The organism is Microbacterium galbinum, assembly GCF_023091225.1.
GTDB lineage: Bacteria > Actinomycetota > Actinomycetes > Actinomycetales > Microbacteriaceae > Microbacterium > Microbacterium galbinum.
Map to the genome: position 1 here is coordinate 1791939 of NZ_JAHWXM010000001.1, position 14039 is coordinate 1805977.

Below are 14039 nucleotides of genomic sequence, written 5' to 3' on the forward strand. Positions count from 1 at the left end.
GTCAGTCGCGCTCGGGGGCGTGTGCGTCGGCGTCGGATGCCGCGGCTTCGGGTGCCGCCTGCGCTCCGGGTGCCGTCTGCGCTCCGGGTGCCTCGTCGTGGATCTCGATGATCGTCTCGCGGTCGACGCGCACGACCCGGTCGTGCCGGCGGCCGGTGCGCTCCAGGATCAGCGCGACGACACCGCCGAGGGCGATCCCGATCGGCACCGTCCACAGCAGCAGGAATCCGAAGACCTGCCCGGGCGGGTAGACGACGTCGAGGGCCTGCGACTCCTCGAAGCTGCCGGTGAAGGTGAGGATGCCGGCGGCGATCACACCCAGCACGACACCGATACCCATGAACACGCCGTACCGCGGCACGTGGCGCACGGTCGCTTCGACGGTCTGCGGGGTCTCGGAGGAGGACATACCCCCATTCTCCCACCGTTCCCTGCGGGCCGCGGCACGTCCTTCGTCTCGTCGCTCCGCTCCTCGCTCAGGAGCCGGGTGTCTGCGGCCCCTGAGACCCGGCTCCTGAGCGAGCGGAGCGAGACGAACGGCCACACGCAGCGGAGGAGAACTCGCGCTCCGCAGGAAGCATCCGCCGTTCTGATCCTGCGGAAGGCGAGATCTCCTCCGCTGGGAAGGCGAGATCTCCTCCGTCACGGGAGGAGAACTCCGCGTCGGGCGGATGCTTCGCCCAGAAGCCTCCGCCCATCACCGAGAACTCCGCCCATCGCCGCGTCGCTCCGCCCGTCACGGAGCCCTCCGCCCGACGCCCCGACGACGAACCGCCCTCCCGCGCGATGCGGAAGGGCGGTTCGATCGGGTGTCAGACCTCGGTGGTCGTGACGGACGACTCGGCCGTCGAGCGGCTGCGGCGTCCGATGAGCACGCCGCCCGTGCCGACGAGGGCCACGACCACGAGTCCGCCGACGATCCAGACCCAGACCGGCACGCCGCCCTGCTCGTCGGCGACCTCGGTGACGGCGGTGACCGCGGTGGTCGCCTCCGACTCGGTCTCCTCGTCGTCGGCCGGGGCCGCGACTCCGCAGTCCGCACCGACGGGGATGACGGCGCTGACCGGGTCGAGCGCCTCGCCCGCGGCGTAGGTGCCGAAGGCGGCGGCACCGGCCTCGGTGAGCGTCGACGGGATGCCGTCGAGCGTGATCACTCCGTCGACCGCGCTGACGTCGGCCAGCGGGAACTCGGCGAACCGCACGTCCTTCAGGTCGATGGCCTCGCCGGACTGCGTGGTGCCGGTGACGTCGACCACGATGTAGCCGGTGTCGCCCGCGAGCTCGAGGCGGAAGTTCGCCAGCGTCGTGTTCAGCGCGCCGTCGTGGCCCGTGAAGTTGATGCTGCCGCCGTAGGTCACGAGGCCCGCGTCGCTCTCGTCGTCGTACGAGCCGGAGCCGTTCGACCACACGAAGTCGGGGTACTGGTAGACCACGTCGGTGAGCGTCCAGCCGCCCTTCGCGATGCCCTCGATGTAGGTGCGGAACGACTCCTTGTATCCCCAGTTCAGGCTCGCGCCCTCGACGGTGCAGGCGCCGATCACGACGGTCTCACGGGCCAGCGTGAAGACGAGTCCGCGGGTCACCGAGCCCTGGAGGGTGAGCGTGTGCTCACCGTTCTCGAGCGTGGCGGGCAACGTGCCGGTCCACGTGGCGACACCGTTGGCGTCGGCATCCACCGTGCCGAGCAGGACGGGCGTCGAATACACGACGACCTGGATGTCCTTCTCGTTCGGCTCGAAACCGGATGCCGTGATCGTCGCCGTCTTGCCCGACTGCAGGGCGGTGAGGTTCTCGTCGTCGATCTCGATACCGGTGGTCGCCGGAGGCGTGGCCGGGAGGGCCGCCTTCTTGACGACCGCCGCGGCCGCCGCGACGGTGCCGGTCGATCCGCTCGGAGCCGCGGCTGCGGAACCGATCGTGAACGTGACCGGGCTCAGAGTCGTCGAGTACCCCTGGAACACCTGGTTGACGCCGGCGGAGGTGATGGATGCCGGGGCCGACGTGTAGGTGACCGCGCCGTTCGCCGTGGTCTTGCCCGCACGCGACAGGTCGAGCGTCGCGAACGGCACCTGGCTTCCGCCGTTGGTCACGTAGAGCGTCGCCGCATTCGCCGAGGTGAAGCGGATCTGCGGGTTGGCGACCGTGACATCGAGGATGCCGCCGTGACCGGTGAACCGGACCGCGCCCACGTACGAGACCGCGCCGAGGCCGGTCGCGGGGTCGTAGGTGCTGCCGGTCGCCTGTCCGAACTGGAACAGTCCGTCGGCGCGCGTGGCACCACCGGTGACCTCGATCGCGCCCTTGGCGATGTTGCCCGTGATGTAGCTCAGGAACGAGCTCGACACGTCCCAGCGCAGCGATCCACCGGGGACGGTCGCGACCGGAGCGGTCGGAGTGACCGGGGGCTTCGGGGGCTTCGGGGGCTGCGGCGGCTTCGGGCCGAAGATCTTGTCCCACTGCGCCTCGGTGACCGTCACCGTGCTGCGGGCGTAGATCGTCGATGCGGTCGGCATCGTGTGCTGCTGCCAGCTGATGACCTCGTACGTCTTGGTGCGGTCGAGCGCGCTCGCCGCCGCCGTGAGGTCGACCGAGTAGCCGCCGCCCGAGACGCTGCGCACGAACTGCATCGCGATGAAGCCGCCCTCGGCGGTGACGTCCGCCTCGGTGCCCTTCTCGATGAGCGCGACGTACGCACCCGTGATCGAGCCGTGCTTCGAACCGGTCGCCGTGACGGTCAGGCCGTTCTGGGCGGTCGCGGACGTCACCGCGGTCGTCACCTTCGGGCCGTCCAGGGGACCGAACACCGCATCCCACTGCGCATCCGTCACGTTCACGGCCTGACGCGCGTAGATCGTCGACGCGGTCGGGAGGGTGTGCTGCTGCCAGACGATCACCTCATACGACTTCGACCGGTCAAGACCCGCCTTCGCCGCCACCAGATCGACACTGAACGCACCACCGGACACGTTGCGCACGAACTGCATCGCCGCGAACCCACCACCGGCGGTCACATCCGCCTCGGTACCCGCTTCGATCAGCGCCACATACGCACCCGTGATCGGCCCCAGGTTCGATCCCGACGCAGCGACCGTCAGACCCTCGGTCGACGCCACCGACACCGCACCCGACACGGTCGGGCTGCTCGGTGGGAACACCGTGTTCCACTGAGCATCCGTCACGTTCACGGCCTGACGCGCGTAGATCGTCGACGCGGTCGGGAGGGTGTGCTGCTGCCAGACGATGACCTCATACGACTTCGACCGGTCAAGACCCGCCTTCGCCGCCACCAGATCAACGCTGAACGCACCACCGGACACGTTGCGCACGAACTGCATCGCCGCGAACCCACCACCGGCGGTCACATCCGCCTCGGTACCCGCCTCGATCAGCGCCACATACGCACCCGTGATCGAACCCAGCTGGGAGCCTCCGGCCGTGACGGTCAGACCGTCCTCGGTCGCCGTCTTCACCGTCGCGGTCGCGACGGGTGCCTCGGCGTAGTTCAGGGCGACGCTGCGCTCCTGCTCGGCGTTCACGACGCCGCCGGCGGCGTAGGTGTAGACACCGTACGCACCGGGCTTGGCCGCGGAGTCCTTCAGCGTGAGCGTCGCGGTGAACGTGCCGTCCGCCGCGATGTCGACCCACTGACTGCGGATGGTCGGCTGGAATGCCTCCGGAACCTGGTTCAGCACGGTCTCGGAGAGCGCCCAGAGCTGAGAGCCGATCGAGCGGTTCGCAGAAGGAGCGGATGCCGACGGCTTCCAGTTCTCGGCGAAGTTGCCGAACACGACGTACGTGCCCTGGGGCAGGTTCGCGGGGATCGGCACGCCTCGGCCGCCGACGTTCGCGGTCGGGCTGTATCCCGAGCCCTTCACGACGACCTTGTCACCGGTCTTGAGAGCGGTGCCCTCGACCGGGGTCACGCCGTCGGCCAGGAAGACCGAGATCGACGGGGCAGCCGGAACCGGCTTGACGATGTCCCACTGCGCCGTCGAGATCGTGACGGGCGTGCGCGCGAGCATGGTCTGCGCGTTCGGCAACGTGTGCTGCGTCCAGACGATGACCTCGTAGGTCTTCGTGCGGTCGAGAGCGGAGGCCGGAGCCGCGAGCGCGACCGAGAAGGCTCCACCCGAGACGTTGCGCACGAACTGCATCGCCGCGAATCCGCCGCCGGCGGTGACGCTCGCCTCGGTGCCGGTCTCGATGATCGCGGCGTAGACGCCGGTCGCGGCGCCGAACAGCGTGCCGGTGACATTCGCCGTGATGCCCGCATCGCTGACGGCGAGGTCGGAGACGGCGACCTTCGGGGCCGGCGCGTAGTTGAGGGCGACGCTGCGCTCCTGGTCGGCGTTGCTCACGCCACCGGCACCGTAGGTGTAGACGCCGTACGAGCCGGGGGTCGCCGTGGTGTCCTTGAGCGTCAGGGTCGCCGTGAACGAACCGTCGGCCGCGAGGGGCACCCACTGGCCGCGCACGGCGGCCTGGTACTGCGAGGGAACCTGGTCGAGCACGCTCTCGGCGAGCGCCCACGCCTGCACCGAACCCGAGCGGGTCGCGGCTGCGGCACCGGCGGACGGCTTCCAGTTCTCGGCGAAGTTGCCGAAAACGACGTACGTGCCCTGGGGCAGGTTCGCGGGGATCGGCACGCCACGGCCGCCGACGTTCGCGGTCGGGTCGTAGCCCGTGCCCTTCACGACGACCTTGTCGCCCGCCTTGAGCGCGGTGTCGGCCGCGGGCGTGGTGCCGTCGGCGAGGAAGACGGAGATCGCGGCGGAAGCCGGAACCTCGGGCTCGGTCGGCGTCTCGGGCTCAGCGGGGGTCTCCGGCTCGGTCGGCGTCTCCGGCTCAGCGGGCGTCTCCGGCTCAGCGGGCGTCTCCGGCTCAGCGGGCGTCTCCGGCTCGGCCGGGGTCTCCGGCTCAGCGGGGGTCTCCGGCTCGGTCGCGGGCGGGAAGACGGCATCCCACTGCTCCGCGCTGATGGCGACATCGGCGCGGGCGTAGATGTTGGTGGCGTCCGGGATCGTGTGCTGCTGCCAGACGATGACCTCGTACACCTTGGTGCGGTCGAAGGCGGATGCCGCCCCCGCGAGGTCGACCGTGAAGCCGCCGTCGGTAACGGTGCGCACGAACTGCATGGCCGCGAATCCGCCACCCGCGGTCACGCCGCTCTCGCTGCCCTTCTCGATGACGGCGGCGTAGGCGCCGGCCGTTCCCTCGGGAAGAGCGGATGCCGTGGCCCGCACCGTCACGCCGGATGTGTCGGCCGCGGTGACGCTGGTGGTGACGACGGTATCGGCCGCGAGCGCGGGCTGAGCGACCGTGAGGCCGGTCACGACGAGGAAGAGCGATATCAGGGCAGCTATCGCCGCGCGGACGCGGCCTGTCGCTGTGGTGCTGGGTGCTGTGGAGTTCACGGTTTCTCTCCGGGCCCCGGGGTGCGCGGGCACGCACGCCGGCGGTGCCGCTATGCAGTCGGGCGAAGGGATTAGGTTAGGCTGCACTAAGCAGCTACCGTTTCTGAGCGTAGGCTGTGCGCGAGGCTCGCGTCAAGTTTTAGGATAGCCTTGCCTTATGCGCCGCGTCTTTGCCGTCTTCCTCGCTGCCTCGCTCGCGATCGGACTCGCCGGTTGCGCACAGCCCGGCGCGGATGCCGCAACCCCCGACGCCTCGGCAACGCCCGCGGACGATTGCCCCCAGGCATCCGTCGCTCTCGCCGATCTCGACCTCGTCGATGACGTCCGCGCCGTCAAGGGCGGATCGACCGCCTGCCTGTCGAGCCATGCCATCACCCCCATCGACGACGACACCGCGCCCGAGCTGCCGGTCACGGTGACCGACAGCGAAGACCGCGAGGTCACGATCACCTCGGCCGACCGCATCCTGCCGATCGACATCTCGGGCACCATCGCCTCGACCGTCTTCGCCCTGGGCCTCGGCGACCAGGTCGTCGGGCGGGATGCCTCGACCCAGTTCGCCGGCACCGAAGACCTCCCCGTCGTCACGCAGAGCGGGCACAGCCTGAACGCCGAGGCGATCCTCGAGCTCGCCCCCACCGTCGTGCTCACCGACACGACCATCGGGCCCAAGGAGGTGCGCCAGCAGTTGCGCGACGCGGGCATCGCGGTCGTCGTCATCTCGAGCGACCGCCGCATCGACACCACCGACGAACTCGTCACCGAGATCGCCGCCGCCCTGGGAGTGCCCACCCGCGGAGCTGCCCTCATCGAACGCCTCGCGGGCGAGCTCGACGACGCCGAGGCCGAGATCGCCGAGATCGTGCCCGCCGACGAGGCCGATCGCGCCCGCATGCTCTTCCTCTACGTGCGCGGCAGCGCGAACGTCTACTACATCTTCGGCGAGGACTCCGGCGCCGATTCCCTCATCGACGCGGTCGGCGGCGTCGACGTCGCCGAGGAGATCGGCTGGGAGGGCATGAAGCCCATGACCGCCGAAGCCCTCGTCGCCGCGAAGCCCGACGTGCTCGTGATGATGACCGACGGACTCGAATCGGTCGGGGGCATCGACGGTCTGATCGAACGCGTACCCGCCGTCGCCCAGACGCCCGCCGGAACCAACCGCCGCGTGATCGACATGGCCGACAGCGAGATCCTGAGCTTCGGGCCGCGCTCGGCCGAGATCATCAGCGCCCTCGCCCGCGCCCTCTACGCGCCCGAGCCCGCGAAATGACCTCGGAGGTCGTCACCCCGACGCCGACCACGCGCCGGGGGCTGCGCTTCGCGCTGGTCGTCATCGGCCTGCTCGCAGCGCTCGTGATCACCTGCATCGCATCGATCACGAGCGGCCAGTACGACCTCTCCCCCACCGATCTCGTCGGCGTGCTGCTGCACGGCATCGGCATCGACACCGCCTGGGCGCCGTCGAACGCCACCGATTACGGCGTCATCAACAGCATCCGGATGCCGCGGCTGGTGCTCGGCCTGCTCGTCGGCGCCGCACTCGCGGTGTCGGGCGTGCTCATGCAGGCGATCTTCGGCAACCCGCTGGCGGATGCCGGTGTCGTCGGCGTCTCGTCGGGTGCCGCCCTCGGCGCGGCCTCGAGCATCACCCTGGGACTCGCCTCGTTCGGGATGTGGACGACCCCCGCGTTCGCCTTCATCGGCGGACTCGTGGCGGTGCTCTCCGTCTACTTCATCAGCCGTTCGGGCGGGCGCACCGAGGTCGTCACGCTCCTGCTCACGGGTATTGCGATCAACGCGATCGCGGGCGCCGGGATGGCGTTCCTCACGTTCATCGGCACGACCTCGACGCGCGAGCAGATCGTGTTCTGGCAGCTCGGATCACTCAACGGCGCGCTGTGGCAGAACGTCGCCCTCGTCGCACCGCTGGTCGCGATCGGCATCGTCGTGGCGTTGATCGTCGCTCCGAGCCTCGACCTCTTCGCCCTCGGCGAGCGCACCGCACGTCACCTCGGGCTCAACGTCGAACTGCTGCGCATCACGGTCATCGTCACCGTGGCGCTGCTGGTGTGCGCGGCCGTCGCGTTCGCCGGGATCATCGGGTTCGCGGGCCTCGTCGTGCCCCACCTGATGCGCATGATCATCGGCCCCGCGCACCTGCCGCTCGTGATCGCCTCGGCTCTCGGCGGCGCGCTGCTCATCGCCGTGGCCGATCTCGTCGCCCGCACCGCCGTGCCCCTCGCCGACCTGCCGATCGGCATGATCACCTCGCTCGTCGGCGGCCCCTTCTTCCTCTGGCTGCTCGTGCGCACGCGCCGCCGGGCGGGAGGCTGGGCATGACCGTCCGCCTGCGGGGCACCGGGCTCACCGTGCGCGTCGGCGACGGTCGCGCGATCCTCGACGACGCCTCGATCGACATCCACGCCGGGCAGATCCACGCCCTCGTCGGCCCCAACGGCGCCGGCAAATCGACCCTGTTCGGCGTGCTCGCCGGCGACGTGACGGCCCAGACCGGACGGGTCGAGCTCGACGGGGCGCCGGTCACCGGCATCCGTTCGCGCACCCTCGCGCAGCAGCGGGCGGTGCTGCTGCAGGAGAACACCGTCACGTTCCCGTTCACGGCCGAGCAGGTCGTGCGCATGGGGCGCTCGCCCTGGGCGCGCACTCCCGCGGCCGACGACGACGACGCGATCGTCGCGACCTCGATGGGATCCACCGAGGTGCTGCCGCTCAGCGCGCGCTCGGTCACGTCTCTGTCGGGCGGCGAGCGCGCCCGCGTGGCGCTGGCCCGCGTGATCGCGCAGAGCACCGGCATCCTGCTGCTCGACGAACCCACCGCCGCCCTCGACCTCAAGCACCACGAAGACGTCATGAGGCTCATCGGACTGCAGGCGGCCGAGGGCGTCGCCGTCGCGATCGTGCTGCACGACCTCAACGCCGCACTGGCGCATGCCGACCGTGTCACCCTGCTGTCGCAGGGGCGCGTGGTCGCCACCGGCGCCCCCGCCGAGGTGCTCACGGCGCCGCGCATCGAAGAGGTCTACGGTCAGCCCGTCGACGTCTTCCCCCACCCCGTCACGGGGGTTCCGCTGGTGGTCGCGCGCCGCTAGGTACCGGGGCCCTACGGGCGCAGCGGGAGCACATCGACGAGGTCGGCGCGCGTGCCCGAGGCGGCGATGCGACCGGATGCCGCGGCATCCGCCCACTGCTCCTCGCCCAGCGCGACCGCGAGCCACGTCGCGGCATCCATCTCGACCACGTTCGGGGGCGTGCCGCGCGTGTGCCGCGGACCCTGGATGACCTGCACCGCGCCGAACGGCGGCACCCGCACCTCGACGCTGTTGCCCGGCGCCTTCTCGTCGAGCAGCTGCAGCAGATACCGCACGGCCGTGGCGAGGGCGGGACGCGGAGGCTTCTCGCCCGCGGCGTCCGCCTGCTTCACGACGTCGAGCGCCGTGCGTCCGTCGACGATGTCGATCTTCTTGGCCATCTCCTCACCCTATGACCGCGCGTAGGCTCGCAGCATGAGCATGCATCCCGAGGGCGCCCGCGCCGAGCTGCTCGCCGCGGCATCCGGGCACGGCTGGAGCGGCCCCTTCCCCGCACTCCTCGATCCCGAGAACGCGCACGATGCGGCGGTGCTCATCCTGTTCGGTGTGCTCGATCGCGAACCGGCCGTGGTGCCCGATGCGGCCGTCGCGCGCGACCTCGACGTGCTGCTGCAGCGCCGCGCCCCCACGCTCTCGTCGCATCCGGGTCAGGTGTCGTTCCCGGGCGGTCGGGTCGAGCCGAGAGATGCGGATGCCGCCGCCACCGCGCTCCGCGAAGCAGAAGAGGAGACCGGACTCGACCCGGAGGGCGTCGACGTGCTGGCGACCCTGCCCGAGATCCCCCTGGCGGCCAGCAACCATCGCGTCACCCCGGTGCTGGGGTGGTGGCGCACGCCGTCGCGGGTGGCGGCGATCGATCACGCCGAGACGGTGGAGGTGTTCCGGGTGCCGGTGGCGCAGCTGCTCGACCCGGCGACGCGGTACACCTCGGTGCGCACGTTCGGCGACCGCACGTTCCGGGCTCCGGCGTTCGACGTCGACGGCACGATCGTGTGGGGCTTCACGGCCATGGTGCTCAGCGGCATCTTCGACGCGGCCGGGTGGACCGTGCCGTGGAACGTCGCCGACGAGCGGCCGGTCTGAGGGGTCCTCGGGGCGGGGCCCTTCGGCGGGCTCACGGACCGGCGGCCCGTCGACAAGCTCAGGGACCGAGCTGCACCTGTACCTAACTCAGGACAAATTGACTGATTCTGCGCTTTCCTGCCCTAGATGGCCCATAGCGCTCCGTTTGTCCTGAGTTAGTGCCACCCCGCGAACACCGCCCGCCCCGGCAACCCGCCGAAACCCAACGGGCGAGGCTCGATAGGCTGGGCGGGTGAAGATCCTCGTCCTCGGTTCCGGTGCCCGTGAGCACGCGATCATCCTCGCTCTGCGAGCAGAGAAAGCGGAGCACGAGATCTTCGTCTCCCCCGGCAACGCCGGCATCGCACAGGATGCGACACCCGTCGCGGTCGACGTGCTCGACGGCGGCGCGGTGACCGCGTTCGCGAACGAGCACGCGATCGACCTCGTCGTCATCGGCCCCGAGGCACCGCTGGTCGCTGGTGTCGCCGACGCGCTGCGCGAGCGCGGCATCCCGGTCTTCGGCCCGGGCAAGGCGGCGGCCCAGCTCGAGGGTTCGAAGGCCTTCGCCAAGCGCATCATGGACTCCGCGGGTGTTCCCACGGGCCGCGCGGTGAGGGCGACCACGGTCGCCGAGGTCGAGGCGGCGTTCGACGACCTCGGTGCCCCGCACGTCGTGAAGGCCGACGGTCTCGCCGCCGGCAAGGGCGTCATCGTCACCTCCGACCGTGCCGAGGCCCTCGCTCACGCCGAGCAGTATCTGCCCGCCGGTCCGGTGCTCGTCGAGGAGTTCCTCTCCGGCCCCGAGGTCTCGCTCTTCTTCCTCAGCGACGGCGACACCGTGCGCGCCCTCAGCCCCGCGCAGGACTTCAAGCGCGCGCTCGACGGCGACGCCGGCCCCAACACGGGCGGCATGGGCGCCTACTCGCCGCTGCCCTGGCTCGCCGAGCAGTTCGGAAGCGAGCAGGAGTTCGTCGCCGAGGTCACGCGCGACGTGGCCGTGCCCGTGATCCGCCAGCTCGACGCCGAGGGCACCCCCTTCATCGGCCTGCTCTACGCCGGCCTCATCCTCACCCCCGCGGGTGTGCGCGTGATCGAGTTCAACGCCCGCTTCGGCGACCCCGAGACACAGGTCGTGCTGCCGCGCCTGGTCACGCCCCTGTCGGAGCTGCTGTTCGCCGCGGCATCCGGCACCCTCGAAGACCAGCCCGAGCCCGTCTTCAGCGACGACGTCGCGATCACCGTGGTGCTCGCGAGCGAGGGCTACCCCGAGGCCCCGCAGACCGGTCGCCCGATCGAGAACCTCGCGGATGCCGCGGCCGTCGAGGGCGTGCGCATCGTGCACGCCGCGACGGCGGGTCCGGATGCTCCGGGCGGAGACCTGCTCGCCACCGGTGGTCGCGTGCTCAACGTGGTGGCGACGGCATCCGATTTCGGCACTGCCCGCGCTCGCGCGTACGACGCGATCGGACGCATCCGTCTGGAGGGCGCGCACTACCGCGGCGACATCGCCGCCCGCGTCGCCGAATGACGCTGCTCTACAGCGCGACCCAGTAGCGCCGCAGCATCCCCTGGGCGCGCGCCGACTGGTCGCTGATGTCTTGCAGCACTCCGCCGGCACGCTCGATCGTGCGGTACGACCCCTCGTTGTCGACGTCACAGGTGATCAGCACCCGCTGCAGGCCGATCTCTCGCGCTCGCTCGAGGCCGAGCGCGAGCGCGGCCGACGCGATCCCCTCGCGGCGACGTGAGGCCCGCACCGAGTAGCCGATGTGCCCGCCGGCCTCGGCGAGCCACTCGTTGAGCGTGTGCCGGAACGACAGGAAGCCCACGACCTCGTCTCCGTCGACCACCCAGTACAGGTCGTTGTGCACCCGGTCGGCGGGCGGGGCGATCGAGGTGTCGGCGAGGCGCTCGGCATCCGCGATCAGGGCATCCAGAGTCGCTCGGTCGGGCGTCACGGGAGCCGTCAGACCCGACCCGTCGACATGCCCCTCGCCGAACTCCGCCACGGCGGCTGCCCAAGAGTCGAGGAGGTCGGCGGTCGGTCGAACGAGCTGCACGGTCATCGCCCCACCCCATCAGATGGCGGTGTCCGCCCGCAAACCGCCCGCGTGCCGTCGAGACCCACCGCAAAGGTCGAGACCCACCTTTCCCGACGCCGATACCGGTGGGTCTCGACGCGGGTGGTGGGTCTCGACGAAGCAAGTCTCGACGAAGAGCGGATGCCGCGAACTACAGCACCTTCGAGAGGAACTCCTTCAGGCGCTCGTTCTTGGGTGCCTCGAACAGCTCGGCCGGTGCGGCCTCCTCGACGACGACGCCGCCGTCCATGAAGACCGTGCGGTCGGAGACCTCGCGGGCGAAGCCCATCTCGTGCGTCACGAGCACCATCGTCATGCCGCCCTCGGCTAGATCGCGGATGACCTGCAGCACCTCCCCCACCATCTCGGGGTCGAGGGCACTGGTGGCCTCGTCGAACAGCATGATCTCGGGGTCCATCGCGAGCGCACGGGCGATCGCCACGCGCTGCTTCTGACCGCCCGAGAGCGAGGCGGGCTTGGCATCCGCCTTCTCCGACAGGCCGACCCGCTCGAGCAGGGCCAGCGCGCGCTCGCGGGCCTTCGACTTCGACAGGCGACCCAGCTCGATCGGCGCGAGCGTGATGTTCTCGAGCACCGTCATGTGCGGGAACAGGTTGAAGTGCTGGAAGACCATGCCGATGCGCTGGCGCACCTCGTCGAGCTTGACGCTCTTGTCGGTGAGGTCGACGCCGTCGATGACGACCTTGCCCGACGTGGGCTCCTCGAGCTTGTTGAGGCAGCGCAGCAGCGTCGATTTGCCCGAACCCGAGGGCCCGATGACCGCGACGACCTCGCCGTCGTCGACCGTCAGATCGATGCCCTTGAGCACCTCGTTGCTTCCGAACGACTTGTGCAGGTTCTGCACGGCGATCTTGCTCATGCGTTGAACTTCCTCTCGAGGCGGTTCGCGAGCAGCGTCAGCAGCGTGATCACGACGAAGTAGATGATGGCGACGATCGTCAGCACCTGCGCCGACAGATAGGTCGAGGCGATGATCTGACGCGACTGGAACGTCAGCTCGGCGAGGCCGATGACGCTGATCAGCGACGTGTCCTTGAGGGTGATGATGCCCTGGTTCACGAATGACGGGATCATGATGCGGAACGCCTGCGGCAGCACGACCTTCTGCATGGTCTTCCAGTGGCCGAGACCCAGCGACCGCGATGCCTCGTTCTGACCGGGGTCGACGGCCTGGATGCCGCCGCGGATGATCTCGGTCATATACGCACCCGTGTTGAGCGAGAGCGTGATCGCTCCGGCCACGAACGGGTTGAACTGCAGGCCCGGGAACAGCTGCGGGATGGCGAAGAAGACGAAGAACGCCTGCACCAGGATCGGGGTGCCGCGGAACACGAACACGTAGGCGGTCGCGATCCACCGGAACGGCAGGAACTTCGAGAGGCGTCCGAAGCCGAACACGATGCCGAGCACGAAGGCGGCGACGAGGGCGACGAGCGTCGCGAGGATCGTCAGCCAGAGTCCGCTCATCAGCGCCGGCCAGTACTTCACGGCGACGGAGATGATGTCGGTCGGCTGGGCGGATGCCTCGCCCGCGCTGAGGTAGGTGTCCACGATCTCGTCGTACTCGCCGCTCTCCTGCAGGTTCGCCAGCCCGGCGTTGAACTTCTCGATCAGCTCGGGGTTCATGCCCTTGTTGACCGCGAAACCGTACTCGCCGCCGAGCTCGGGCTCGCCCACGAGACGGAAACCGGAGCCCTGCTGGATGCCGTACGCCAGCACCGGGAAGTCCTCGAAGTAGCCGACGGCCTGGTTCGCCTTGACGGCATCCACCATGTCGGTCGTGTCGGAGTAGGGCGTGATGCGGAAGCCGTACTCGTCCTGGTTGTCCTCGGCGAAGGTCTGGCCCTGGGTACCGGTCTTCACCGCGACGGTCTTGCCGTCGAGGTCGTCGAGCGAATCGATGTCGCTCGACTCGAGAACGCCGAGCTGGATGCCGCTGGTGAAGTACGGCTCGCTGAAGTCGAACGTCTGCTGACGCTCCTCGGTGATCGACATACCGGCCATGACGGCATCCACCTGGTTCGACTGCAGGGCCTGCAGGGCCGCGTCGAATCCGAGCTGGCGGATCTCGACCTCGAAGCCCTGGTCGTCGGCGATCGCGCGGAGCAGGTCCATGTCGATGCCGACGAGCTCGCCGTCGGAGTTCGTGAACTCGAACGGCGCGAAGGTCGTGTCGGTGCCGATGACGTACGTCTCACCGTCGGCGGCCGTGGCGGGGGCGGCTCCGCCGAGCAGCGCGGCGCCCGCGACGGCGGTCGCGAGCACGGCGGCTCCGGTCGTGCGGGCGAGGCGGCGGAGCCGGGCGCGCAGGGAAGAGGGGTGTGGGATCACGACGGATGCTCCTC

11 protein-coding genes are annotated in these 14039 nt (G+C 70.0%); 5 read left to right on the forward strand and 6 right to left on the reverse strand.

From position 1 onward, the window contains the following. Position 1: 1 nt before the first annotated feature. Both KZC52_RS08550 and KZC52_RS17560 read right to left on the reverse strand, forming a co-directional pair. Complete coding sequence (locus tag KZC52_RS08550; protein ID WP_247623618.1) at positions 2-409, reverse strand: potassium transporter Trk; 408 nt, start codon at positions 407-409, stop codon at positions 2-4. 403 nt (positions 410-812) lie between these two features. Continuing rightward, on the reverse strand, positions 813-5414 hold the full coding sequence (locus KZC52_RS17560) for an HtaA domain-containing protein (RefSeq protein WP_247623619.1): 4602 nt from the start codon (positions 5412-5414) through the stop codon (positions 813-815). 157 nt (positions 5415-5571) lie between these two features. On the opposite strand from KZC52_RS17560, the gene KZC52_RS08560 reads away from it, so the two are divergent. From KZC52_RS08560 to KZC52_RS08570, 3 genes are read left to right on the forward strand one after another with little or no spacing between them, the layout of a single operon-like run. Further along, positions 5572-6687 carry a heme/hemin ABC transporter substrate-binding protein gene (locus KZC52_RS08560; protein ID WP_247623620.1) on the forward strand — a complete coding sequence of 372 codons (1116 nt, stop codon included), beginning with the start codon at positions 5572-5574 and terminating at the stop codon, positions 6685-6687. Continuing rightward, positions 6684-7757: a FecCD family ABC transporter permease gene (locus KZC52_RS08565; RefSeq protein ID WP_247623621.1), complete on the forward strand. Its 1074-nt coding sequence runs from the start codon at positions 6684-6686 to the stop codon at positions 7755-7757. Before KZC52_RS08560 ends, KZC52_RS08565 begins: the two co-directional genes overlap by 4 nt. Then, positions 7754-8527 carry a heme ABC transporter ATP-binding protein gene (locus KZC52_RS08570; RefSeq protein WP_247623622.1) on the forward strand — a complete coding sequence of 258 codons (774 nt, stop codon included), beginning with the start codon at positions 7754-7756 and terminating at the stop codon, positions 8525-8527. The genes KZC52_RS08565 and KZC52_RS08570 overlap by 4 nt, the downstream gene beginning before the upstream one ends. Positions 8528-8538: 11 nt before the next feature. On the opposite strand, the gene KZC52_RS08575 is transcribed toward KZC52_RS08570, so the two are convergent. Continuing rightward, positions 8539-8907 (reverse strand): sterol carrier family protein, encoded by a 369-nt coding sequence (locus KZC52_RS08575; protein WP_247623623.1) that lies wholly within the window; start codon positions 8905-8907, stop codon positions 8539-8541. Between the two features lie 34 nt (positions 8908-8941). Between KZC52_RS08575 and KZC52_RS08580 the strand changes: the two genes are divergently transcribed. Together KZC52_RS08580 and purD are read left to right on the forward strand one after the other, a co-directional pair. Next, the gene (locus KZC52_RS08580; protein WP_247623624.1) at positions 8942-9610 is read left to right on the forward strand and encodes an NUDIX hydrolase; all 669 of its coding nucleotides are present in this window, start codon (positions 8942-8944) and stop codon (positions 9608-9610) included. 232 nt (positions 9611-9842) lie between these two features. Further along, positions 9843-11120 (forward strand): phosphoribosylamine--glycine ligase, encoded by a 1278-nt coding sequence (gene purD / locus KZC52_RS08585; protein ID WP_247623625.1) that lies wholly within the window; start codon positions 9843-9845, stop codon positions 11118-11120. A 7-nt stretch (positions 11121-11127) separates the two neighbouring features. Here the strand turns inward: purD and KZC52_RS08590 are convergent, their stop codons facing one another. The 3 genes from KZC52_RS08590 to KZC52_RS08600 form a co-directional block, all read right to left on the reverse strand. After that, on the reverse strand, positions 11128-11658 hold the full coding sequence (locus KZC52_RS08590; RefSeq protein WP_247623626.1) for a GNAT family N-acetyltransferase: 531 nt from the start codon (positions 11656-11658) through the stop codon (positions 11128-11130). 166 nt (positions 11659-11824) lie between these two features. Next, entirely contained in the window at positions 11825-12553 is a 729-nt protein-coding gene (locus KZC52_RS08595) for an amino acid ABC transporter ATP-binding protein (RefSeq protein ID WP_247623627.1), read from the reverse strand. Next, the gene (locus KZC52_RS08600; RefSeq protein ID WP_247623628.1) at positions 12550-14025 is read right to left on the reverse strand and encodes an amino acid ABC transporter substrate-binding protein/permease; all 1476 of its coding nucleotides are present in this window, start codon (positions 14023-14025) and stop codon (positions 12550-12552) included. Before KZC52_RS08600 ends, KZC52_RS08595 begins: the two co-directional genes overlap by 4 nt. Positions 14026-14039 lie beyond the last annotated feature (14 nt).